Consider the following 22,913-nt stretch of genomic DNA (forward strand, 5'->3'; position numbering starts at 1 on the left):
GATCGCACGCATGACGCCGAAACTGAACCGCTGGAAGCGCTTCGCCGACTGGGACGAGCGGCCGTTGCGGCTGGACAAGTTTGCGGCGGAAGACCCCGCCAACGGCTTCTCCGCTTTCTCCAGTCCGGCCGATCCGCAACCTGGCATCGGCATCGAGGGCGGGCGCGTCGTATCCCTCGATGGGGTGCTCGAACACGACTACGACATGATCGACCGCTTCATCGCCCGCCATCACATCGATCCGGAGGTGGCGCCTGAAGCGATGGCGCTGGACTCGGCGACCGTCGCACGCTGGCTGGTCGACATGAATGTGCCGCGCGAAACGCTGGTGCGGCTCGCCCATGGCATGACACCCGCCAAACTCGCCGATGTGGTGTCGCGGCTCAACGCGCTGGAGATCGCCTTCGCCTACTCTAAGATGCGGGCCCGCAAGACGCCCGGCAACCAGGCGCACGTCACCAACGCCAAGGACGATCCCCTGCAACTCGCCGCCGATGCAGCGACCGCCGTCGCCTTCGGCTTCGACGAGATCGAGACAACGATGCGCGTGTCGCGCAACGCCTGGTCCAACGCGGTGGCGTGCGCGGTAGGTGGCGCTGTCGGTCGCTGGGGAACGCTGTTCCAATGCTCCAGCGAGGAAGCCGAAGAGCTGCGCATCGCGATGGCCGGCTTCACCTCCTACGCCGAGACCGTTTCGGTCTACGGCACTGAAAAGTCGTTCACCGATGGCGACGACACGCCGTGGTCCAAGGCATTTCTGGCCGCCGCCTACGCCTCGCGCGGCGTCAAGATGCGCTGTACGTCGGGTGCCGGCTCCGAGTTGCTGATGGGCTTCCACGAAGCCAAATCGCTGCTCTACCTGGAAGCGCGCTGCCTCTGCCTGCAGCGCGGCATGGGGGTGCAAGGCACGCAGAATGGCGGTATCGACGGAGCGCCTTTGACCGCCACCATACCCGGCGGTGTTCGCGAACTGATGGCCGAGAACCTCATCGCCGTCTGGCTCGATCTCGAATGCGCCTCGGGCAATGACGCGCGCTCGACCGAATCCGAAATTCGCGTCGGCGCCAAGATCCTTCCCTACCTGATTGCCGGTTCGGATCTGATCTGCTCCGGAATGGGATCGATCCTGAAATACGACAATTCTTTCAACCCGTCGCTGATCAACGGCGAGGAACTGGAAGATTATCTTGTGCTGCAGCGTGATTTCGAGGCCGATGGCGGGCTGACGCCGCTGCCCGAGTCGCGCGCGATCGAGCTGCGCGAGCGGGCGGTGGAAGCGATCGCCGCCGTGTTCGAGGAACTCGGCCTTTCCTCACCGACCGAGGACATGAAGAGCAGCGTGGTCTATGCGTCCGGTTCCGACGATACGCGCAGCCTGATGCCGCGTGACGTCAGCTTTATCAGCGAAGCCATCAAGGAGCGCGGCATCACCGTGCTCGACGTCGTCAAGGCGTTGGCCAGGCGTGGGTTCCGCGAAGAGGCTGAGAACCTCCTCGACGTGGTCAAGCTGCGCCTTTCCGGCGACTATCTCCAGACATCGGCGATGATCCGCAATGGGCGGATCGTCAGCGCGGTCAACGATCCAAACGACTATCTCGGCCCGGGTTCCGGCTACCGCGTGTCCGAAGAACGGCGCCTGCAGCTCAACGACATCCGCGATGTGCTGGACCAGAAGGAGGTGCTGCGCTCGGAAGCCCTGCACGAAAAGGACGAGACAAGGCATATCCGCTATCGCAACCTGGGGCCCGCGGCCAACGGATCGGCGAAGGACGATGTGGTCATTGGCATCAGCCCGGCTTTCGGGCTCAAGCTTTACCGGACGACGGCCGGACATCGGCTCTCCGAAGTGCTCGGCGCCATGCTCGATGCTATCCGCGCGCGGGGGCTCAAGGCGCGCGTCGTCCGCTTCCGCCATACGGCCGATACCTCCTTCCTCGGCCTGTCCGCCGCCCGGATGGCCGGCAGCGGCATCGGCATCGGCATCCAGGCCAAGGGCACGGCCGTCATCCACCAGCGTGACCGCCAGCCGCACAACAACCTCGAACTGTTTTCCAACGCGCCGATCACCAGGCTCGAGCACTATCGCGCGCTGGGCGCCAATGCGGCAGCCTATGCGCTGGGCGAAATGCCGGAGCCCGTCGTGGTGCCGCAGCGCGGCGAGGCCATGGGGTCGCGCTACCACGCCCGCGTCGCCCTCATCTACGCCATCGAAACCGGACTGACCGAGGCTGGTGCGGCTCCCGAAGAGGTCGACGTCACCCTGACGGGAGTGAAATCGTGACCCATACGCGCGCCGACTATCCGCTCGCCGAAACACAGCCCGGCGCCGTGACGGGCAAGCGCGGCAAGTCGCTTGCCGACATAACGCTGGATTCGGTGCTCGCGGGCGACGTGACGATGGAGGACCTCCGCATCACCCCACAAGCGCTGCAGGCACAGGCCGATGTGGCGCGCGATGTCGGACGGCCGACACTGGCACTCAACTTCGAGCGCGGGGCGGAGCTTGTCGAGGTGCCGCAGGATTTCATCATGCAGGTCTATGAACTGCTGCGCCCCGGCCGCGCCAAATCCAAGGAAGAACTGCTCGAGGCCGCGGCCACGATGCGCCATACCTATCAGGCCGAACGCATCGCCCGTTTCATCGAAGAGGCCGCCGAGACCTATGCGGCGCGAGGGCTCTTCACGTTCCGCTTCTGAAAGGACCGCATGAGCTGGAAAACCGGATTCCGTTCGCTCTATTACCTCGGTGCGCCCGAGCCGGATGATCCGGTGCTGGTGCCGGCGCAAACAGCCATCCTCGTCATCGACGTTCAGAACACCTACCTGGAGCGGCCGGATCGCGCATCGCTTTCGCCGCAGGAACAGCACCGTTACGATCTGTGGACGCCGTTCCACGAGCGTATGCACGGCACGGTCATACCGAACACGGCAAGACTGCTGGCACTGGCACGGCAAAACGGCATCGAATGTCTTTTTGCCCGCATCGCCTGTCACACCAAGGACGGGCGTGACCGCTCGCTCTCCCAGAAAATGCCGGGCTGGAACAACTTGCTGCTGCCAAAGGACGACGCACCGTCGCAGCTGGTTGCCGAGCTCCAGCCGGCCGGCGACGAGATCGTGGTGACCAAGACCACCGATTCCGCGCTGACGGGGACGAATCTGCGCCTGATCCTTCACAATCTCGGCATCCGAAATGTCATCTGCTGCGGTATCTTCACGGACCAGTGCGTGTCCTCGACGGTGCGCAGCCTGGCGGATGAGAGCTATGCCGTCATCGTGCTCGAGGATTGCTGCGCGGCGGCGACCGAGGAGCTTCACCACAAGGAGCTCGAAATCATCAACATGATCTATTGTCACGTGATGTCGAGCGGCGAGCTATGCAAAATCATGGCCTTGGCAAAGTGACGCTGCGTCCGTAGTGTCATCGCGGCACGAGCAGGCCGGGACACATCGGCCGCCCTGTGCGGGGAACTGCATTTAGCTGTCACGAATGGAGAGGGCTTCATGGCCATTGAAACTGCACGCGGGACGATCGACGTCTCGAAGAGCAACAGCATCAATCTTTTGCACTCGAAGGCCGTTGGGCTCGCCGGAGTGCTCTTTCTGGCCGTCACCGGCGCGGCGCCAATGTCGGCGATGCTGGGCAATGTCCCGTTCGCTGCCGGCTATGGCATCGGCAAATATACCCCTGCCGCCTTCCTCATGGCGACGATCGTGCTGACCATCTTCTCGATCGGCTATGCCGCGATGGCATCGCGCGTATCGTCGGTCGGCGGCTTCTACTCCTTCATCAGCCAGGGGCTCGGCCGCGAGGTCGGCATGTCGGCGGGCATCGGCTCGCTCGCCTGCTACTCGCTGTTCGAGGCCTCGCTCACCGGGCTGTTCGCCTTTTTCGGCAATCTGTGGCTTTCGCAGCATTTCGGCATCAACGTGCCGTGGATCGTGCTGGCGCTCGCCATGATCTTGGTCATCGCAGCGCTCGCCTACCGCGATGTGAAGGTTTCGGCACGGCTGCTCGGCATAGCCCTCATTCTTGAAGTGATCATGCTGGTGATCTTTTCGCTGGGTGTGATTCTTGCCCATGGCGGGACGAATTTTTCCGGCGATTCGCTCAATGTGTTCAAGGTGTTCACGCCTGTCGCCGAGCAGAAGGTCGGCAGCGTCGCCATACCGGCGGGKGAAGCGGCCGTCGGCATCTTCATGGCGTTCTGGTCGTGGGTCGGCTTCGAGATGGCGCCGAACTATGCCGAGGAATCCCGCGATCCGAAGCGCATCATTCCGCAATCGCTGCTGATTTCGGTCATCGGCCTTGGCCTGTTCTACACCTTCGTCAGCTGGTGCGCGGTGGCGGCCTATCCGACCGAGGCCGATATGGTAGCCAAGGCCTTCTCCGATGGCGTGAACTTCTTCCTGACGCCGGTGCAGAGTTTTGTCGGCGGCTGGGGTTACCAGCTGATGTCGCTGCTCATCCTGACCAGTTCCTTCGCCTGCGGCATGGCTTTCCACAACACCGCTTCCCGCTATCTGTATTCGCTGGCGCGCGAGGGCGTTCTGCCGCAGGCGATCGCCGAGACGCATGACCACCACAAGAGCCCACACAAGGCCTCGGCGCTGCAGTCGGTGCTGGCGGCGGTATGGGTGCTGCTCTACGGTCTGGCCTACGGCTTCGACGATCCGTCGGGACAGGCCTGGCTTGGGGTCTATACGCTGTTTGCCGTGCTTGGCACCGGACTGCTTTTGGTGCTGCAGGCGGTTGTCTCGCTGGCCATCTACATGTGGTTCAAGAAGAACGGCGGCGGCAGCATGCTGACGACTGTCATCGCGCCGTTGATCTCGCTCGTTGTGCAGTTGGTCCTCGTCTATACGCTGGTCGCCAATCTGGCGACTCTGGGCGGCACCAATGGCTTTGCCAGGAGCATCCCCTATGTCGGGCTTGCGATCCTTATCGTCGGCCTGATCTGGGGCTTCGTGCTGAAGTCGGCCAACCCCAAGGCGTATGACAACATCGGTCACATGGTGAACGAGGGCTAGGGCATTCCTCGCCCTGGATTTCTTGCGTCAACGGGGACGGGGCATCACTCTGTCCCCGTCTCATTTTGGAGCTTCAAGTCATGACCCAGTCTTTGAAGGGTCGGTCCGTCGTCGTCACCGGCGGGTCGAAAGGCATCGGCAAGGGCATAGCGCGGGTGTTCGCACTCTCGGGCGCCAAGGTCGCCATCGTTGCACGCCATCCCGACCAGGCCGAAGCCGCGGCCGCCGAGATCGGTCATGGCGCCTTTGGCGTGGTTGGCGACGTCACCTCGCTCGCCAGCATCGAGAGCGCGCTTGAAGTGGCGGCCAAGAGAAGCGGCGGTATCGACGTATTGTGCGCCAATGCCGGCATCTTCCCCCAGGCACGGCTCGAGGACATGACCTCACAGCAATGGGACGAGGTTGTCGACACCAACCTCAAGGGCACCTTCCACGCGGTCAAGGCGGCGGTTCCCTATCTCAAGACATCCGACCAGGGCCGCGTTGTGCTGACGTCGTCGATCACCGGCCCGATCACCGGTTTTCCCGGCTGGTCGCACTACGGCGCCACCAAGGCGGGACAGCTCGGCTTCATGCGAACGGCCTGCATCGAACTGGCGAGATACGGCATCACCGTCAACGCCGTCATGCCTGGCAACATCGTGACCGAGGGCCTTGCCGGCCTGGGCGACGACTACCAGAAGACCATGGCCGCCTCGATCCCGCTCAAGAGGCTCGGACGCGTGGAGGACATCGGCCACGCCGCGCTCTACTTTGCGTCGAAGGAAGCCGGCTACGTGACGGGACAGACACTCATTGTCGATGGCGGCCAGATCCTGCCGGAGAGCCTGGAGGCTCTGGCATAGGGTGGTTCAAAACTTGCTCAGATAGGCCTCGCACAGCCCAACCGTTCCCTCGGTATAGGGAAGGCCCATCGACTTGGCGAGGTCTGTCTCGGCGTGCGAGCCGATCCACGCGACCAAGAGCAGGCGGCGCAGCATCACGAAGGTCGGGATCTCGTCTTCGTCCGCCCTGGGCAGGTCAAGCACACGCCGATAGCCAGTCGTCCATGACCGGATGAGATCGGCCGCCTGTGGCTCGTGCTCGTAGAAAGAGATGGGCGTCGCCGCGTCGTACATGTACCAGCCAAAGCCGCAGTCGTCGAAGTCGATGACCTTCACCGTCTTGCCGTCGATCAGAAGGTTGGCGAGCCGCAGGTCGCAATGGATGAGGCCGAAGCGGTCATGGCCCTTGCCGAAAGCGGCGAGCCGGCGGCCGATCAGCTCCGCGGTGCGCCCAAAAAGCCGGGCTTTCGCGGCGTCGACGCCGATGCCGTCACGCCAACGTCCCCAATGCGGCCTCTCCTCGCCGAGGCTCGTTTCGAAATCCCACACAGGACGGCTGAACCAGGAAGGGCGCTTCCACTGCCGGGCGTGGATGTGCATGCGGGCGGTCACCTCGCCCAGCAGCTCGAAAGGTTCGCCAAGCGCCTCGCCTATGCCCGGCTCCGAACCGGTCTCCCATTGCGACAGCACGACATGGCGTGGTTGCGCCAATCTGGCATGGCCGACACGCTGGATCTGTTCGCCGTCCTTGCCCGCGACCGGCACGGGCGTGGCGACGATCCCGGTCTGGCGCAGATCGGTCAGCCAGGCCAGTTCAGATTGAATGGCCGTCCTTGAATGGTAGCCGTCGCGATGGATGCGGAGCGCCCAGCGCCGGCCGTCGCGAGCCGCAATCTTGTAGGTCGCGTTCTCCGACAGGTTGATCATCTCGACGGAAACGTCCGCCGGCAGGTCGTAGTTGGCGGTGGCCGCCTCCGCGGTTTCCCGCAGGATCCCGAGTTGCTGGTCGTGGGTGAGCGCGTCGAAATCCATTACCGTCCGTCCTGCCTTATCCCAGCACACCTGCTCCCTGCCGGAACCCGCGCGATCTCGGCAAGCCCAGCCGCCCGTTCGCACGGGACGCCTGACAATTTCAGCGAGGTTTGGACCATGTCAACTCGCCTTGCCTGCCTCATGCAGCAACGCCCGCGCGCGCGGCATTGCCGCATCGAAGCGCTCCAGGATGTCCCGGCAGGTCTCGTCGTCCAGGAGAACGCCTGGCTTCCATTGCAGCACCCGCTTGTCGAGCGACGAGAAGATCGCCCAGACGCCCTGCTCGTAGAGCGCACGCGACACGAAGACCGCGCCTTCCGGGTGATTGCTGAATTCCAGCCCGAGGATCACGCCTTTCTGCCGCACCCCGGTGAAGATGTCGCCGTGACGAACCTGCATCTCGCGCATGGCCTGCGCCATGAACTCGGTCACGGTGCCGACATTGGCCACCAGTTCGGGCCGCTGCAGCATCTCGATGACCTTGTGGGCGACGACACAGCCGAGCTCGGCCCCGCCGGTCGTCGAAATGTGGGCTGCCCCATCCTCGTTCAGCCAACCGCCGGCTCTGTCGTTCACCAGCGCCGCGCTGATCGGATAGAGGCCGCCGGACAGGCCCTTTGCCGTCACCATGATGTCCGGCTGGACGCCGTAGGCCTGCCAGCCCCACATGCTGCCGGTGCGCATCAGGCCGGTCTGAACCTCGTCGGCGATATACATCGCGCCATGCTTTTCGCACAGCGCCTTGCAGGCGGCGAGATAGCCGTCCTTCGGCATCGGGAAGCCGTATGTGGCGGGGATTGTCTCCATGATCAGCGCCGCGACGTCTCCGCCCTTGAGCGCCCGTTCCATGGCGTCGATATCGTTGAAGGGAACCTGGATGAACGTCTCGGGCTGGTCGGAGAGAAAGATCTTGGTGAAGCGATCGTCGCCGGTTGCCACGGCGAGCCCCGAATGCCCGTGATAGCCCTTGACGATCGACACGATCTTGCGCCGCTTGGTGGCATAGCGGGCGCTCTTGATGGCGATGTCCACCGCCTCCGCGCCGCCCGGCGCGAAGATCGCGTATCGCATTCCCGGCGAGACATTGACGAGGGACTCGGCCAGCGCCGTTCGCGCCACGGAAGGGAACCAATGGTTGCCGATGTCGAAATAGTCGAGCGCGCCCTTCAGCGTCTCGACCAGCTCCGGATTGCGGTGACCGAGATTGTAGGTGCCGCCATTGAGGTGCAGGTCGATCAGGCGCCGCCCCGACATATCATAGAGGAAATAGCCCTCCCGCCTGCCGATCACCAGATCGATCCCGGCCTTCTGCCAGAACCTGGTTTTGTCAGGATTCCAGAAACGCATTGCCTTGTCGAAAAAATCCTGCTTCGACTCGAACTCGAAGGGGCCGAAGTCGTACATGCCTGTTTGTCCTCAACGGTTGGTCGGCGCGCGCCGGAGCGGGCGAGGCTCGCCCGCCGGATGATGCAGGATTACAAGCCGGCGAGAAAGGGTGAAGAGGGATGATCCTGAAGGACAGGACCGCGATCGTCACCGGCGCGGGATCCGGCATCGGCAGGGCGGCGGCGCTGATCATTGCGCGCGAGGGTGCGGTGGTCGGCGTCGCGGATCGTAGCGCCGAAGGCGCCAACGCAACCGTCGAACAGATTCTTGCCGCGGGTGGCAGGGCAAAGCCACTTGTGTTCGACCTGACCGACGATCAGGCGCTTGAAGCCGGCTTTCACGATTTCATCCACACTCAGGGCAGGATCGACATCCTGCACAATCATGCCGGCGTACAGGTCGAAGGCGACGTGCTCGGCGTAAGCGTGAAAGGGTTCGACACCTCGTGGACGCTCAATGTGCGGGCACACTTCCTCGGTGCCCGCATCGTCCTGCCATTCATGAAGAAGGCGGGCCGTGGCGTCATCCTCAACACGTCGTCGAGCTCGGGCGTGCTCTACGACCGCGAGATGATCGCCTATACGACGACCAAGCACGCGGTGATCGCGATGACCAGGCAGATGGCCGGCGACTATGGCCGCTACGGCATTCGCGTCAACGCGCTTTGTCCGGGCTGGGTGGACACGCCCTTCAATGCTCCTTTCATCGCCCAGATGGGAGGCCGGGAAGCCATCGAAGCCTACATCCGCGAAAGGGTGCCGCTTGGCCGTTGGGCAAGCGTCGAGGAAATCGCGGAAGCAGTACTGTTTCTGGTGTCCGACCGGTCCTCGTACATGACGGGCCAGATTCTGGTTGTCGATGGAGGAGAGACGGTGATCTAGCAGGTTGATGAAAAAGTCTCGGAGATACCTGTTTCGACTCTGATCTGTGCCCGGTTTGATTCCGATGCGTTCCGTGCACAAAACAGTTTTTCGACGGCCTGCCGGAGCAACGCCAGGAAAAGTGTTGCCGGTTTACCCTGGAAAGCGCATGGCGCGCACCTTGGGAATTGCGTCAAAACAAGGGGTTAGAGCGGTTCGCCGTCTCCATGAACGGTGAGGCGCGCCGGGAAAGAGCGCAGGGGCTTTAGCCTGGCGCGAGTGCCTTTCACGAGTGCCGGTGCGCCAATGATTGGCCTGACCGGTCATAGGAATGCGCTTTGGCCCGGGCTGCGGAGCGAACGGCGAAGATCTATTCGAAAGAGTAGGTAAATCCTTCCGACGTGGCCCCGACGGTGACTTTTGTCATCTTCTTGCCCTCGAGCGAGCGATTGAGCACGCCGCGGCTGAGTTCCGGCAGCAGCGTGTTGGTGAGGATGGCGTCGATCATGCGTCCGCCGGATTCGATCTCGGTGCAGCGCGCCTTGACCATGTCCATGACGCCGTCGCCGATCACCAGCTCGGCATCGTTGGTTGCCTTGAGGCGCCGCGCGATCTTGCCGAACTGGTGCCTTGTGATCGCCTCGATCATCGCGTCCGAGAGCGGATAGTAGGGGATTGTCACCACGCGGCCGAGGAAAGCGGCCGGAAACACTTTCAGCAGCGGGCCCCGCAAGGCGGTGTCCAGATCGTCCATGCCGGTGCGCAAGGTGCCGTTCTTCGTGCGGTCCATGATAACCTCGGAGCCGACATTCGAGGTGAGCAGGATCAGCGTGTTCTTGAAGTCGATCCGGCGGCCTTCGCTATCATCCATCATGCCCTTGTCGAAGACCTGGAAGAAGATCTCGTGGACGTCCGGGTGCGCTTTCTCGACCTCATCGAGCAGGATCACCGAATAGGGCTTGCGCCGCACGGCCTCGGTCAGGATGCCACCCTTGCCGTAGCCGACATAACCGGGCGGCGCGCCCTTCAGCGTCGAGACCGTGTGCGCCTCCTGGAATTCGGACATGTTGATCGAAATCAGGTTCTGCTCGCCGCCATAGAGCGTTTCGGCCAGCGCCAGGGCTGTCTCGGTCTTGCCGACGCCGGAGGGGCCGCAAAGCAGGAACACGCCGACCGGCTTCTCCGGCGCGCCGAGGCCGGCACGGCTGGTCTGCACACGCCTCGCGATCATCTCCATCGCATGGTCCTGACCGACAACGCGCTCGGACAAAGTGGCGGCGAGCTTGAGCGCCTTCTCTGTCTGGCTGGACAGCATCCGTCCCGTCGGGATGCCGGTCCAGTCCTGGACAACGGCAGCCACCGCATTGCGATCGACCGACGGCAGGATCAGCGGGCTCTCGCCCTGCGCCTCGGCAAGTTCAGCCATCAGTTCGCGCAGTCGCGCCAGATCGGTAGTGGAATCCGGCCCGCCGACAGGCTCGTGCGCGGCGGCCGCCTCCATCTTTGCCGCCTTTGTCTTCGTGGACTTGCTCTTCGAGACCTTGGGTTCGGCCGTCTCGGGTTTCGGCGTTTTGGCCCCAGGTGCCTTGCTTTCATGCGCCTCGGCGGCTGGCGCATCGACGGCCTCGCCCGGGGCGGCTTCCCCGCCCTCCTCCACCGTGTCGAGCGGCACGCCCTCGCCTCGGAGTTTGGCGCGCAGGTCGAGAATCTCGGCGACAAGCGCCTTTTCCCGATCCCAGCGCGCTTGCGCTGCCGCAAGCGTGTCCTCTGTTTCCGCCAACCCGGCCTCCACGCGAGCCCGTCTGTCGGCCACTTCGATGCCGATCGCCGCCTCGCGGCCGATAATGCCTTCCTCGACCTCGAGCGCCTGGCGGCGGCGCAGAATATCCTCGACCTCCGCCGGCGTGGCGTGCTGCGAGACGGCAACGCGGGCGCAGGCGGTGTCGAGGAGGCTGACCGCCTTGTCCGGCAGTTGCCTGGCCGGGATGTAGCGGTGCGAAAGCGAAACCGAAGCCTCGATCGCCTCGTCGAGGATCTGTACCTTGTGGTGCTGCTCGAGAACGCCGGCGACACCGCGCAACATCAGCACGGCCACCGCTTCGGAAGGCTCTTCGATCTTGACCACCTGGAACCGACGGGTCAGCGCCGGATCCTTCTCGATATGCTGCTTGTATTCGGCCCAGGTCGTGGCGGCGATGGTGCGAAGCTCGCCCCGCGCGAGCGCCGGCTTGAGGAGATTGGCCGCATCGCCGGTTCCCGCCGCGCCGCCGGCGCCGATCAGCGTGTGCGCCTCGTCGATGAAGAGGATGATCGGCGTCTCCGAGGCCTGAACCTCGTCGATGACGGCCTTCAGCCGCTTTTCGAACTCGCCCTTGACGCTGGCGCCCGCCTGCATCAGCCCGACATCGAGCATGCGTACGCTGACATTCTGAAGCGTCGGCGGCACGTCGCCCTGGGCGATGCGCAAGGCAAAGCCCTCGACGACCGCCGTCTTGCCGACACCTGCCTCGCCGGTCAGGATCGGATTGTTTTGCCGGCGCCGCATCAGGATATCGACGATCTGGCGGATTTCAGGGTCGCGGCCGACGACCGGATCGATCTTGCCGTCGCGAGCACGCTGGGTCAGGTCGGTGGCATATTTGGCCAGCGCCGAATCCCCGCCCGGGCCGCGTCTGATCGGCGTCTCGGCGGCCGCCGCGGCAGGAGGGGCGCCGGCTTCGAGCGAGCCTTCGGTGACGTCGGCGAAGCGGGCAATAACCCCGTCCGCATCGATCTTGTCGAATTCGGCGCTGATTTTCGAAACCAGCCCTTCCAGTGCCGGTGTCTTCAGACAGGCAAGAAGAATATGCGCGCTGCGCACCTCCTCGACACCGAATTCCAGTGTGGCCAGACTCCAGCCTTCCTGTATGGCGTGGAAGATGTGATCGGAGAATTCCTCGACCGAGGTCGCGCCGTAGGGAAGCTTGTCGATGGCCCGGGTCATATCGGCCGTCAGCCGGCTGACATCCAGCCCGGCATCAGCAACGATCATCTGCACATCCGAGCGCTCGGACAGCACCAGTTGCTGGACGAAATGAACGAGCTCGACATAGGGGTTGCCGCGCATCTTCGCCGTGTCGGCGGCGGCCTTGAAGGCGCGCACCCCCGTGGGATTGAGCTTTGCAACGAGTTCCTTGCGCTTGAAACTCTGCGACGATCGGCGCTGTTCCATTGAACCTGCCCCCGAAACCTGCTGACCGTACCCTGCCATAGAAGCGGCCGCTTGACAAAGCCGCGTGACGAAAGAGGCCTTCCGACCCGGTTCGGGCGGCACCTCGTGGTTACACAAGCCCTGCAAACTCCTCAAACAAACCCGCACTGCGGTCCGAACCATGCGAGCCATTTCGCATGCCCGGCCCGCCGATCGCGCAATGGGTTTGGTTGAAGGATTACGGGAGATTCAGCTTCTGTTAGTTTTTGAGGAAGTGCTCAATTGTCGTGACATGGGACCGATGATAACGTTGCGTCACATGGGTCACGGGGCCCTTTGCTGGGGGTAGGTGTGATTGATCTCGCACTCTGGCTGAATCCTCTGGACGGTGCGAACCCGTCGGGAGAGGACTTACGCAACGACCCGGCTTTTCACGAGCTGGAGCGGCTGACGGAAGCCCAGCTCAAGGTCGTCCACGACGGTGGCAACAAGGCCTCCCAGTCAACGAGTTCGGTCGACTGGGCGGCCGTCCTCGAAAAATCGGAAGAACTGCAGTCGCGCGGCCGCGATTTGCGCCTTCTGGTCATCGTCACGCGCGCGCTGACCAATGAGGAGAAGCTCGCCGGCCTCGCGCAGGGGCTGACCTTGATCGCAAGGACTTTCGAACAGTATTGGGATACGATGCATCCGGCCTTGCGAACGGGTGCCACGCCCCGCGACGCGGCGCTGCGACGCGTCAATGCGCTGCTTGATCTCCAGAACGGCCAGGAAGGCCTGCTGGCGAACCTCAGGCAGACCGTCTTCTTCTCACCGCGCGCCATCGGGCCGATCAGCGGGCGAGACCTGGAACAGGCAGCGGTCGACGAGCGCGTCATGCTCCAGGAAGCTGCGTCGGGCCTCGGAACCGCCGAAAAGGCGGCGCTGACAGCCGCCCACAGCCAGCTGCTAAACCGGGTGCGAACAGGATGCGCGGCGCAGATCGATCAGGCAGCGGACACTGTCACGACACTTTTGGCCGATGCGCGCGCCGCGATTTCGGCGCTGGAGGCGGTGGACACCGCGCTCAATGCCCGCATCGACGGCAATGGCGCGTCTGTTCCGGATCTGAAGAAGTTCCTGCAGCGCGTGCTGACGACGCTGGAGCGGAATTCCAGCGCCGGCGCCATGGCCAACGGTGCGGCAAAGCCTGCCCCGCAGCTGGCCCAACCGGCATCGACGCCCACCCAAAACGGTCATGGAGCCGAAACGATGGCAAGTGTGGCAAGCTCTGTGGAAGCCAGCGCAGGCCTGCCTGACCGGATCTACTCGCGCGACGATGTCGTCAAATGCCTCGATCTCGTGGTCGCCTTCTACGACCGCACCGAACCGTCGAGCCCTATCCCGCACCTCGCCCGGCGCGTGCGCAGGATGGTGCACATGGATTTCGTGGAACTGATGGAAGATCTCGCCCCGTCGGGGCTGAAGGAATTCCGGCTGCTTGCCGGTGTCGCCGATCCCAAGAAGCCGGCCCAGAAGGATGAAAGGTAACAAGCATGCCAGCAGAGAGCAAAGCCAAGGTCATCGAAAGAAACCGCGCCCCGCGGGTGCAGATCGCCTACGACGTCGAAACCTACGGCAGCCCCACGACGATCGAGTTGCCGTTCGTCATGGCTGTAATGGCCGACCTTTCCGGCGCCTCGCAGACCAAGGAAGCGTCGAAGTCGGTTCTGGACCGCAATTTCGTCGAAACCGACGCCAATCGCTTCCCCAAGTTCATGGAAGCGATGGGACCGCGCGTGAAGGCGCGCGTGAAGAACACGTTGCCGCAAGCCGAAGGCGCCGAGAGGGACGAGGAATTGGCAATCGATCTCACCTTTTCCAAAATGGGTGATTTCGCGCCGGACAAGATCGCCGAGCAGGTGCCGCAACTGGCCGAGATCCTCAAGATGCGGCGTCAGCTCGAGGAACTGCTGGGCTTCATGGATGGCCGGGTCGACGCCGAAAAGCGCATCGCGCAGCTTCTGAACAACGAGCCGCTGCTGAGCAAGATCGCCAGCCAGGCGATTTCCGACGGCAAGGGCGAGGAGTAAGTCATGGCCGAACAGCAAAAGACCGCAGCCGCTACCGCCGAGGCCGAAGCCATCGATCTCGGCGAATTCAGCGGCCTCCTTGAAAAGGATTTCAAGGTCAAGAAGGACGACAGCGAGAAACTGCAGCAGTTGGTGCGCAACCTGGCGCTGGCCGCTCAGTCCCGTTCCGAGACGACGACCATCTCGTCCAACGCGATCAAGTCGATCAAGTCGCTGATCGCGGGCATCGACAAGATGCTGACGACGCAGGTCAACGAGATCCTGCACGCCCCGGAAGTGCGGGAGATGGAAGGCACCTGGCGAGGCCTTTGGTACCTCATCAACAACACCGAGACGGACACCAAGCTGAAGATCCGGGTGATGAACATCTCCAAGGAGCAGTTGGGCGACACGCTGGAAGACTATGAAGGTCAGATGTGGGACCAGAGCCCGATCTTCAAGAAAGTCTACACGGACGAGTATTCGATGCTGGGCGGCGAGCCGATCGGCTGCATCATCGGCGCCTACGAGTTCTCCAACCACCCGCGCGACGTCGGCCTGCTGCGCAACATCTCGGGTGTCTGTGCCTCGGCGCACACGCCATTCATCGCGGCCGCCTCGCCGCGGCTGTTCCGCATGGATAGCTGGCAGGAGCTGCCGAACCCGCAAGACCTGCAGATGATCGTCAACAATCCGGCCTATGCCTCCTGGCAGTCGCTGCGCGAGAGCGAGGACGCCCGCTATATCGGGCTCACCATGCCGCGCGTGCTGGCCCGCCTGCCCTATGGCTCGGAAACCGTTCCGGTGAAGGGCTTCACCTTCGAGGAAGAGGTGGGCGGCGACCACAACAAGTATGTCTGGATGAACGCCGCCTTCCCGATGGGCGTCAACATCAACCGCAGCCACAAGCTCTATGGCTGGGGAACGCAGATCCGCGGCGTCGAGAATGGCGGCACGGTGCTCAACCTGCCGGTGCACGCTTTCCCGACGGACGACGGTTCGATCGCAATGAAATGCCCGACCGAGGTCGCCATCGACGACCGGCGCGAGGCAGAACTGGCGAAGCTCGGCCTGATGCCGATCCTGCACCGCAAGAACACCGATCTCGCAGCCTTCATCGGCGCGCACTCGCTCCAGGATGACGAGACGCGCGCCGGGCGCCTCGTCGACCCCGACGCCCAGTCGAACGAACGGCTGAGCGCCAACCTGCCCTACCTATTCCCGGTGTCGCGTTTCGCGCATTACCTCAAGGCGATCGCGCGCGACAAGATCGGATCGTTCAAGGAACGCACCGACATGGAGATCTGGTTGACCGAATGGATCAACCGGTACGTGCTGGCCAATCCAGCCTTCGCCGACGACAAGGCGCGGGCCAAGCGTCCGCTCGCCGCTGCCGAGGTTCAGGTCGACAGCGTCGAAGGCCGGCCCGGTTACTACAACGCCCGTTTCTATCTGCGTCCGCACTACCAGCTGGAAGGCATCAATGCCTCCCTCCGACTGGTGTCGGAACTGCCGTCAGTGAAGGGCTGAAGTCGCAGCGAAGTCATCTTGTTTCGTTTGAAAGCGGTGGAGAAAGACAATGCCGACCACAGAGAGAAGCGAGGCTCCTTCCATGAAAATCGATGGTTTTTTGAAAGTTCCGGACATCAAGGGCCCGAGCAAGCGCGACGGCCATGAAGACGAGATCGAAGTGCATGGCGTCGATTACAAGATGATAGCGCCCTACGACCCGAACTCGCTTTCGCGACGCGGCCGTGTGTCGATGGGAATGATCAAGTTCACCAAGCACTACGACAAGTCGTCGCCATATCTGAAGAAGGCGCTGTTCGAGAACAAGGCGCTCGACGAGGTGGTGTTCTCGGCACGCCGCACCATTGACGGAGAGACCAGCGACTATCTGGTCGTGACGCTCACGGACGCCTCGGTCATGGAGTACGATATGCGGCAGGCCTCCGACGAGGCCGATCTTATCGAGGAAGAAGTCAGCTTCGCCTACAAGAAGATCAAGTTCGTTTACGACAAGGACGACGAGATCGAAATGGACGTCTATGTCGGCAAGTGAGGCCAAGCGGCCTGGCGCGAAGCCGCAGCTTGCCGGCAGTTCGCGGGCAAAGCGCGAGGCGGTCCAGCCCTCGCTCTGGGACCGCCTCGTCAACGACTTGCCTGGGCTGGCGTCGGAGATCGACGGGCTGCGCCGGCTGCTGGATCAAGAACTCGGCGCCGAGCGCGTCGAGGCTCTGCTTGCCGGCAGCGCGCGCGGCATCGATACCGACGCCGACCTGACGCCCGAGCAGCGACGGCGCCTGCACCGACTGGTCTTCCAGGCCGAGCATCGCGCCGAGATCGAAAGCCGCGGCGTGGTGGTTTCGGCACGCGTGTTGAGAGAAGCCGTGCGGCGCGACATCGAGGCCCTGTTCAACACCGAGCGCTTCGAATCCGTACCGATGCTCTCCGATGCCGAACACGAACAGCCCCTGGACGAACTGCCGTCACTGGCCGACTTTCCCGAGGTGCGCCGCAGCGTCGTCAATTATGGCGTGCCCTCCTTTTCCGGCCGCTCTTCGCGGGATTTCGACCGCGATGCGCTGGCGCGCGAAATCCGCACGGTGCTTGCCACCTTCGAGCCGCGCCTGAAGGAGAGCGCCACGACCGTCAACGTCACGCTCGGCGACAAAACCGTCGGCCTCAAGATCGAGATCGACGCGGTGCTGATCATGACCCCTACACCGGAGCGTATGCGGCTGCGCACCACGATCAATCTCGACAACGGCCTGGCACGAACCGAATTCCGGGAGACCTGAGATGGATCGGGTCTTCGTGGAATATTACGAAGAAGAACTGACCCATATCCGGGCGTTGGCCGCGGAATTCGCCGACATGCATCCGGCGGTCGCCCGTAACCTGTCCCTCGACACGGTCCCCTGCCCCGACCCTTATGTGGAACGGCTGCTTGACGGCGTGGCCTTCCTGGCCGCACGCACTCGTCTCAAGGTCGATGCGGAGCGCTCGCGCTTCTCGCGCGCCGTGCTCGATGTGCTTTACCCGGATCTGGTGACGCCGGCGCCGGCAACGGCGATGGCTGTGCTGAAGCCCGGCCAGCAGGTGCAGTCGATGATTGCCGGCCACGCCGTTGCGCGCGGCACACGATTGGTCTCCGGCCTCAATCCAGGACTTTCGACGCGCTCGACCTTCACCACCGCGCAGGAGGTCACGCTGTGGCCGATCGCGATCACCTCGGTCGGCTATTTCCAGGATCGCAGCGCGCTCTCCGCCGCCGGAATCGCGCCGATCGGCAACGCGCGCGGCGAAGCGGCGTTTCGCGTCACCCTCTCCCGGACGGGAAAAGGCAAGCTCAGCGAACTGTCGCTCGACCGCCTCGACCTCTATTTCGCCGGGCGTGCCAGGGCACCCTTGCTTTTCGACGCAATCTTCGGCGCCTGCTCGGCTCTCGGCGCGCGGGCGGAAGGCAAGACCAATCCGCTGACGGCGCTGCCCGAGCCCGAAATGATCGGCATCCGCGACGACGAAGCGCTGATGCCGCGCACCCGCCCGACCTTCGAGGGATACCGGCTGCTGCGCGAATATTTCATGATCCCGGAGCGCTTCCATTATGTGCGGGTCGCCGGCCTCCAGCCGGTGGTGCGCAAGTGCGATGGGGGAATCGAGATCATCTTCCTGTTCCGGCGTCCGGTGCCCGAGCTCGCCGATGTGACGGTTGGCGACTTCGAACTGTTCGTGACGCCGGTCATCAACCTCTTCGAACGCGAATGCAACGTCATCGAGATCGATCCGCGCAAAACGCGTCAGGTGCTCCACGCCGACCGCACCCGGGCGCGGGATTTCGAGATCTTCCGGGTCACCCGGGTCGAGGACGCCGACGCGGAGAGCGGCGAGGCGACAATTCCCGAACTGTTCAGCCTGGGGCAGAACCGCGGCAGCGGCTGGGTCTATTCGACGGAGCGACGTCCGCGCCGGGCCACCGAAGACGAGCGGCGCGAGGGCCTGACCCGTACCTCCTACACGGGCGACGATGTCTTCATCGCCGTCTCACGGCCGGCAGGAAGCTCGCCGAACCGGCCGCTCAAGCGTCTCGACATCTCGGCGCTGTGCACCAACCGCGACCTGCCGATCCTGGACGACACGCCGACACTGACGCTGGAGACGGCCGATCCGGTCGAGGCGGTGCGCTTGCTTGGAGCACTGCGGGCGCCGCAGCCGGCAATCCCGGCGTCCCTTCCGGCCAGCGCGGCCGGCGAATCCCGCGCCGACAATCTCGCCTGGCGGCTGGTGGCGCAGCTCTCGCTCAATTTCCTCAGCCTTGCCCAGGAAGGCCGTGGCGTCGATCCGCTGCATGCCTTGCTCGACCTCTATGCCGATCGCGGCGATCCCAGCCTTGCCCGCAACGTGCATTCGATCGTGCGCATCGATTCACGGCCGGTGATCGAGCGGCTCAAGATCGACGGGCCAATGTGTTTCGGACGCGGCACCGAAGTGACACTGCATGTCGACCAGTCCGTGCTGGCAGGGCAAAGTTCGCTGCTGCTTTCGGCCTTGCTTTCGCGGCTGTTCGCCCGCCATGCAGGGATAAACGGATTTGTGCGAACCCGTACCCGGTTGCTGCAGAAGCAGGAGGATGTGCCATGGCCGATGACGCCCGGCAATCGCTACCTGATCTAGCGGAGCCCGCAGCGGTTGCGGCCGAACCGTTGCTGGAGACCTCTGACTTTTTCGAGCTGCTGCGGCGGCTGGAGCAGCGCGGTGGATTGTTCGGCCATTCCGGAACGGCCGACCGCGAGCCGGCGCGACTTGGCCAGCATGTGCGCCTGAGCTTCGCGGCCCGCGACGTCGTCAAGCTTCAGGACGCAGGGGACAAGGCCCCCGCCCGTGTGACCGTCGCCAATCTCGGGCTGCTTGGACCGGAAGGACCGATGCCGTTGCATCTGACACGCTGGGTGCTCGACCGGCTGTCCCAGCGCTGGTTCAGCGGGGCCGATGCCGAGCAGACCAGCGACACGACCTTCGTCGATTTCGTCAACATCCTGCAGCACCGCATGATGGCCCTTTACTATCGCGCCTGGGCCGACGCGCATCCGGCGGTACAGGTCGAGCGGTCCGTCGGCGGGCGTGTTCGAGCCATGCTGCAGGCAATGTCCGGGATCGGCCTCCCCGGCACGCAGGACCCCGAGCTCGACGCCGTGCGACTGCGACAGGCTGGATCGCTCGCCAACCAGGTCGACGGCGTGGAGCGGCTGACGCTGTTTCTCGCCACCGCCTTCAAGGTGCCGGTGCAGATCAAGGAATTCGTCGCCGCTTGGATCACCATACCGAAGGCACTGCAGACGCGTCTTGGCGAGGCCCATGCCGGGCTTGGACGTGGCGCGACGATCGGGCCCCGGGTCTTCAGCCGCCAAAGCAGGATCGAACTGCGCGTCGGTCCGCTCAGCCTCGACGACTTCAGGTCGTTCCTGCCCGGCGAACGGCGTCTTGGCCTGTTCAAGAAGGCGGTGCGCGACATGATCGGCGAGACGCTCGACGTCGATTTGCGCATCGTGCTCGCGCACGCCGCCGTGCCGCCGCCACGGGTCGGGACTGTCCAGCTCGGCCGGACGGCCTGGTTGGCGCGTCCCGCCGAGAAGGGTGACGCCGACGATCTCAGACTGCAGACCATCGTCGGCTGGCGGCCGGAAATGGCGGAGGCGGCCGCATGAGCCTGCTGCTGACGCTGGAACAAGGCCCGCGCTCGCAAGTGGTCAGGCAGACCCGGCTGGACGAGGGCGAATTGGTGATCGGGCGCAGCGCCGACGCCGGCTGGCAGATCGACGACCCGGACATGTTCGTCTCGCGCGCGCATTGCAAGATCAGCGGCGACCGGGATGGTTATTTCATTACCGACACGTCGAGCAGCGGATTGTTCGTCGACGACTCCGACAGCCCCCTGGGTCCTGGCAGGTCGATGCGACTGCAGAGCGGCATGCGGCTGCGCATGGGCGACTATATCTTTCACGTCGAGGTTCAATCCAAAGCGAACCGGACGTCAGTAGGCCCTGTTCCGCTCGCGAGCCAAACCACGCCTGCGTGGTCATCACCGGGAGCGCGAACGCCTGCCAGCATCGGCGGCGACGACTTCTTCTCGGCCAAGGTCGAGGAAGAACCCCGCCCACCACGCCCGGCGGACCTGCCGAACCCGTTCGAGCAGCCTGTTCCCGGGGCTTATGACCGTGCATCGAGCCCACGCAGCTCGCCTGCGTTCGACGACCCGTTCAGCCTCGACCCGGTGGCGACGTCGCAATCCAGCGAGGCCGCTGCTCCAGGTCAGCCAGATCCGTTCGGGTTCGGCGAAATGCCTTCGCGCAACGATGTGTCCGGGCACCCGGCAAAGCCGGCCAGCTTCGATGACGATTTCAGCTTTGGGCCGGCCGCGACCCCGCCTCTCGCCAACGGCGCTGGCCCGGCGGGACGTGTGCAGCATCAGGCTGAAAAGCCCCGCGCCGGGCATCCCTGGGACGTGCCGGTGCAGCCGGCCGAGCCACCGCCGCCGCCGCGACGCGCCGCTCCAACACCCAGGCCGGCGCGCCCGGCGCAGCCCGCACCCGGCGATATGGCGCTTCGTGCCGCATTCTTGCGCGGCATGGGCGTCGAGGAGGCCGATTTCCCAGGCGGCGATCCGATCGCCGAAATGGAAAAATTCGGGCGTGAATACCGGCTGATGCTGGGTGGCTTGATGCAGCTCCTGCGCAAGCGTGCAGAGGAGAAGGGAAGCGCGCGCGTTGCCCAGACGGTGGTCGGCGCTTCCGAGGTCAATCCGCTTAAGTTCCTGCCGACGGCCGAGGATGTCATCGCCACCATCATCTCTGAACGCAGTCCGGGCTTTCTCTCCGGCGAGGCAGCGATCAACGATGCGGTAAAGGACCTCGCGCAGCATCACATACGAGCTTGGCGCGGCGTTCAGGCCGCGCTTCGGCGCATGATCGACCGTTTCGATCCGGCCGCGATCGAGGAAGAGCTCAAGTCCAATTCCGCCATCGGCAATCTGCTCTCCGGCGGACGTAACGCCAAGCTGTGGGAGCTCTACCAGAAACGCCATCGCGACATCGCCCAGAGCGCGGAATCGAGTTTCCTGGGCGAGATCGGCGCAGACTTCAGGGACGCATATGAAGAGGAGGAGTAGGATATGATTGACAGACGCGAATTCGTCGTTGCCCTCGGCGCGACGGGGCTGCTTGCGGCTTGCCAGAGCGGCCCGCCGAAACCATCGGTTATCTCGGTCAACGTGACCGGAGGCGCCGGCATGAATCCAGGACCAGGCGGCGGTGACAGGCCGGTGACGGTATTGGTGATGCGGCTTGCCAGCACAGGCAAGTTCAACTCGGCCGACTATTTCGCGCTGCAGGGCGACGCGGCCTCGGCGCTCGGTGCCGACCTCATCGGCTCCGACACGATTTCGGTCGCGCCAGGCAAGACGGCGGCCAAGACCATCACGGTCGAGCCGAACGCCACGGCGCTCGGCTTCGTGGCGCTGATCCGAGAGCCGGGCGGACGCAACTGGCGCACGACCAAGTCGGTATCGCCAGGGTCGAAATTCACCGTCAATGTCAGCCTCGGCAAGGGCGGCATTTCCGCCTAGCGACAGGGGCCACGGATGGTTGCGTACAGAAAGTAATGGCATGAGCGATGCAAACAGGGTGCTGTGGTCGGAGGGCCTGTTCCTCAGGACCCAGCACTTCCAGCAGCAGGATCGGTTCTTCGAGGGCATGGTGCGCGGCGCATTGCAGGCCGGCCAGCTCCATACTTTCGGCTTCCAGCAGCTGACCCTCGACCAGTCGCTGCTCGATGCCGGCCAGGTCTCGATCGTGTCCGCCCGGGGTATCTTCCCGGACGGCACGCCTTTCTCCATCCCGGAACTGATGGATGCGCCGAAGCCGCTGCCCGTCACGGCGGACACCGGCGCCGGGCCGGTGCTGGTCGCATTGCCGCTCGAGCCACCCGGTGGAGTCGGATTCGATCCGGCGCATGCGGCATCGACGGGCGCGCGCTACCACGGCAAGATCGTTTCTGTGCGCGACGCCGTCCAGAGCGGCGCCGATCCGGAAGAGATCGAGATCGCCCGGCCGCAAGCCGTCCTGCTCGCGCCCGGCAAATCGGTCGGCGGTTATACCGCCTTGCCGATCGCAGACATAAAGGGTGTGCGCGCCGACGGCGGCATCTCGCTCGATGAGACGTTCCTGCCGCCGACGCTGACCACCGGTGCGGTCCACTGGTACCGGCAATTGCTGCAGGAAGTGGTCACCGGCCTCGACCAGATCGCCGAAGCGCATGGCAAGATGGTGATGGGCGGCGCCGGCCGCAGCGTCGAGGACCTTTTGATGCTGCACCTCGCCAATGCCGCCCGCCCGCGGCTTGCCCACATGCTCGCGCAGGATGTCTTTCATCCGGCCGAACTCTATCTCGAACTGGCCGGACTTGCCGGCGAGATGGCAACCTACGGCTCGAGCTCGCGGCGGCTCGGCGAATTGCCGGCCTACGATCACATGGCGCCCGGCCC

Annotated in this window: 19 protein-coding genes; 16 read left to right on the top strand and 3 right to left on the bottom strand. The window is 64.1% G+C overall.

Annotated features, from left to right (window positions below):
• Positions 1–10 precede the first annotated feature (10 nt).
• The 5 genes from C1D09_RS17375 (at position 11) to fabG (ending at position 5,876) form a co-directional block, all read left to right on the top strand.
• A complete protein-coding gene (locus tag C1D09_RS17375) occupies positions 11–2,281 on the top strand; it encodes a propanediol/glycerol family dehydratase large subunit (protein ID WP_143975471.1) in 2,271 nt (756 codons plus the stop codon).
• Positions 2,278–2,697: a diol dehydratase small subunit gene (locus C1D09_RS17380; RefSeq protein ID WP_143975472.1), complete on the top strand. Its 420-nt coding sequence runs from the start codon at positions 2,278–2,280 to the stop codon at positions 2,695–2,697. The genes C1D09_RS17375 and C1D09_RS17380 overlap by 4 nt, the downstream gene beginning before the upstream one ends.
• 9 nt (positions 2,698–2,706) lie before the next feature.
• Positions 2,707–3,405 (top strand): cysteine hydrolase family protein, encoded by a 699-nt coding sequence (locus C1D09_RS17385; protein WP_143975473.1) that lies wholly within the window; start codon positions 2,707–2,709, stop codon positions 3,403–3,405.
• 99 nt (positions 3,406–3,504) lie between these two features.
• Positions 3,505–5,031: an APC family permease gene (locus C1D09_RS17390; RefSeq protein ID WP_143975474.1), complete on the top strand. Its 1,527-nt coding sequence runs from the start codon at positions 3,505–3,507 to the stop codon at positions 5,029–5,031.
• Between the two features lie 80 nt (positions 5,032–5,111).
• Entirely contained in the window at positions 5,112–5,876 is a 765-nt protein-coding gene (gene fabG, locus C1D09_RS17395; RefSeq protein ID WP_143975475.1) for a 3-oxoacyl-ACP reductase FabG, read from the top strand.
• A 6-nt stretch (positions 5,877–5,882) separates the two neighbouring features.
• Here fabG and C1D09_RS17400 read toward each other — a convergent pair whose 3' ends face one another.
• Positions 5,883–6,887, bottom strand: coding sequence for a phosphotransferase enzyme family protein (locus C1D09_RS17400; protein ID WP_143975476.1), 1,005 nt, complete (start codon positions 6,885–6,887; stop codon positions 5,883–5,885).
• Between the two features lie 120 nt (positions 6,888–7,007).
• Positions 7,008–8,291, bottom strand: coding sequence for a class-III pyridoxal-phosphate-dependent aminotransferase (locus tag C1D09_RS17405; RefSeq protein WP_143975477.1), 1,284 nt, complete (start codon positions 8,289–8,291; stop codon positions 7,008–7,010).
• A gap of 101 nt (positions 8,292–8,392) precedes the next feature.
• On the opposite strand from C1D09_RS17405, the gene C1D09_RS17410 reads away from it, so the two are divergent.
• Positions 8,393–9,154 (top strand): SDR family NAD(P)-dependent oxidoreductase, encoded by a 762-nt coding sequence (locus C1D09_RS17410; protein WP_143975478.1) that lies wholly within the window; start codon positions 8,393–8,395, stop codon positions 9,152–9,154.
• A 349-nt stretch (positions 9,155–9,503) separates the two neighbouring features.
• Here C1D09_RS17410 and tssH read toward each other — a convergent pair whose 3' ends face one another.
• Positions 9,504–12,344 carry a type VI secretion system ATPase TssH gene (tssH, locus tag C1D09_RS17415; protein WP_143975479.1) on the bottom strand — a complete coding sequence of 947 codons (2,841 nt, stop codon included), beginning with the start codon at positions 12,342–12,344 and terminating at the stop codon, positions 9,504–9,506.
• Between the two features lie 330 nt (positions 12,345–12,674).
• On the opposite strand from tssH, the gene tssA reads away from it, so the two are divergent.
• From tssA to tssK, 10 genes are all read left to right on the top strand, one after another.
• Complete coding sequence (gene tssA / locus C1D09_RS17420; protein ID WP_143975480.1) at positions 12,675–13,850, top strand: type VI secretion system protein TssA; 1,176 nt, start codon at positions 12,675–12,677, stop codon at positions 13,848–13,850.
• 5 nt (positions 13,851–13,855) lie between these two features.
• The gene (gene tssB / locus C1D09_RS17425; protein ID WP_140744474.1) at positions 13,856–14,392 is read left to right on the top strand and encodes a type VI secretion system contractile sheath small subunit; all 537 of its coding nucleotides are present in this window, start codon (positions 13,856–13,858) and stop codon (positions 14,390–14,392) included.
• Between the two features lie 3 nt (positions 14,393–14,395).
• On the top strand, positions 14,396–15,901 hold the full coding sequence (gene tssC / locus C1D09_RS17430) for a type VI secretion system contractile sheath large subunit (protein WP_143975481.1): 1,506 nt from the start codon (positions 14,396–14,398) through the stop codon (positions 15,899–15,901).
• Between the two features lie 82 nt (positions 15,902–15,983).
• The gene (locus C1D09_RS17435) at positions 15,984–16,433 is read left to right on the top strand and encodes an Hcp family type VI secretion system effector (protein ID WP_167514656.1); all 450 of its coding nucleotides are present in this window, start codon (positions 15,984–15,986) and stop codon (positions 16,431–16,433) included.
• The gene (tssE, locus tag C1D09_RS17440; RefSeq protein WP_143975483.1) at positions 16,420–17,172 is read left to right on the top strand and encodes a type VI secretion system baseplate subunit TssE; all 753 of its coding nucleotides are present in this window, start codon (positions 16,420–16,422) and stop codon (positions 17,170–17,172) included. The genes C1D09_RS17435 and tssE overlap by 14 nt, the downstream gene beginning before the upstream one ends.
• A 1-nt stretch (position 17,173) precedes the next feature.
• Complete coding sequence (gene tssF / locus C1D09_RS17445; RefSeq protein ID WP_143975484.1) at positions 17,174–19,048, top strand: type VI secretion system baseplate subunit TssF; 1,875 nt, start codon at positions 17,174–17,176, stop codon at positions 19,046–19,048.
• On the top strand, positions 19,012–20,079 hold the full coding sequence (tssG, locus tag C1D09_RS17450) for a type VI secretion system baseplate subunit TssG (protein WP_143975485.1): 1,068 nt from the start codon (positions 19,012–19,014) through the stop codon (positions 20,077–20,079). The genes tssF and tssG overlap by 37 nt, the downstream gene beginning before the upstream one ends.
• Positions 20,076–21,539, top strand: a complete 1,464-nt coding sequence (tagH, locus tag C1D09_RS17455) for a type VI secretion system-associated FHA domain protein TagH (protein WP_143975486.1) — start codon at positions 20,076–20,078, stop codon at positions 21,537–21,539. The genes tssG and tagH overlap by 4 nt, the downstream gene beginning before the upstream one ends.
• 3 nt (positions 21,540–21,542) lie before the next feature.
• The gene (gene tssJ / locus C1D09_RS17460) at positions 21,543–21,995 is read left to right on the top strand and encodes a type VI secretion system lipoprotein TssJ (RefSeq protein ID WP_143975487.1); all 453 of its coding nucleotides are present in this window, start codon (positions 21,543–21,545) and stop codon (positions 21,993–21,995) included.
• A 40-nt stretch (positions 21,996–22,035) separates the two neighbouring features.
• Positions 22,036–22,913: type VI secretion system baseplate subunit TssK (gene tssK, locus C1D09_RS17465; protein ID WP_143975488.1), on the top strand; the 878-nt coding region annotated here is incomplete at its 3' end.

This window comes from Mesorhizobium intechi, from assembly GCF_002879535.1.
GTDB lineage: Bacteria > Pseudomonadota > Alphaproteobacteria > Rhizobiales > Rhizobiaceae > Mesorhizobium > Mesorhizobium intechi.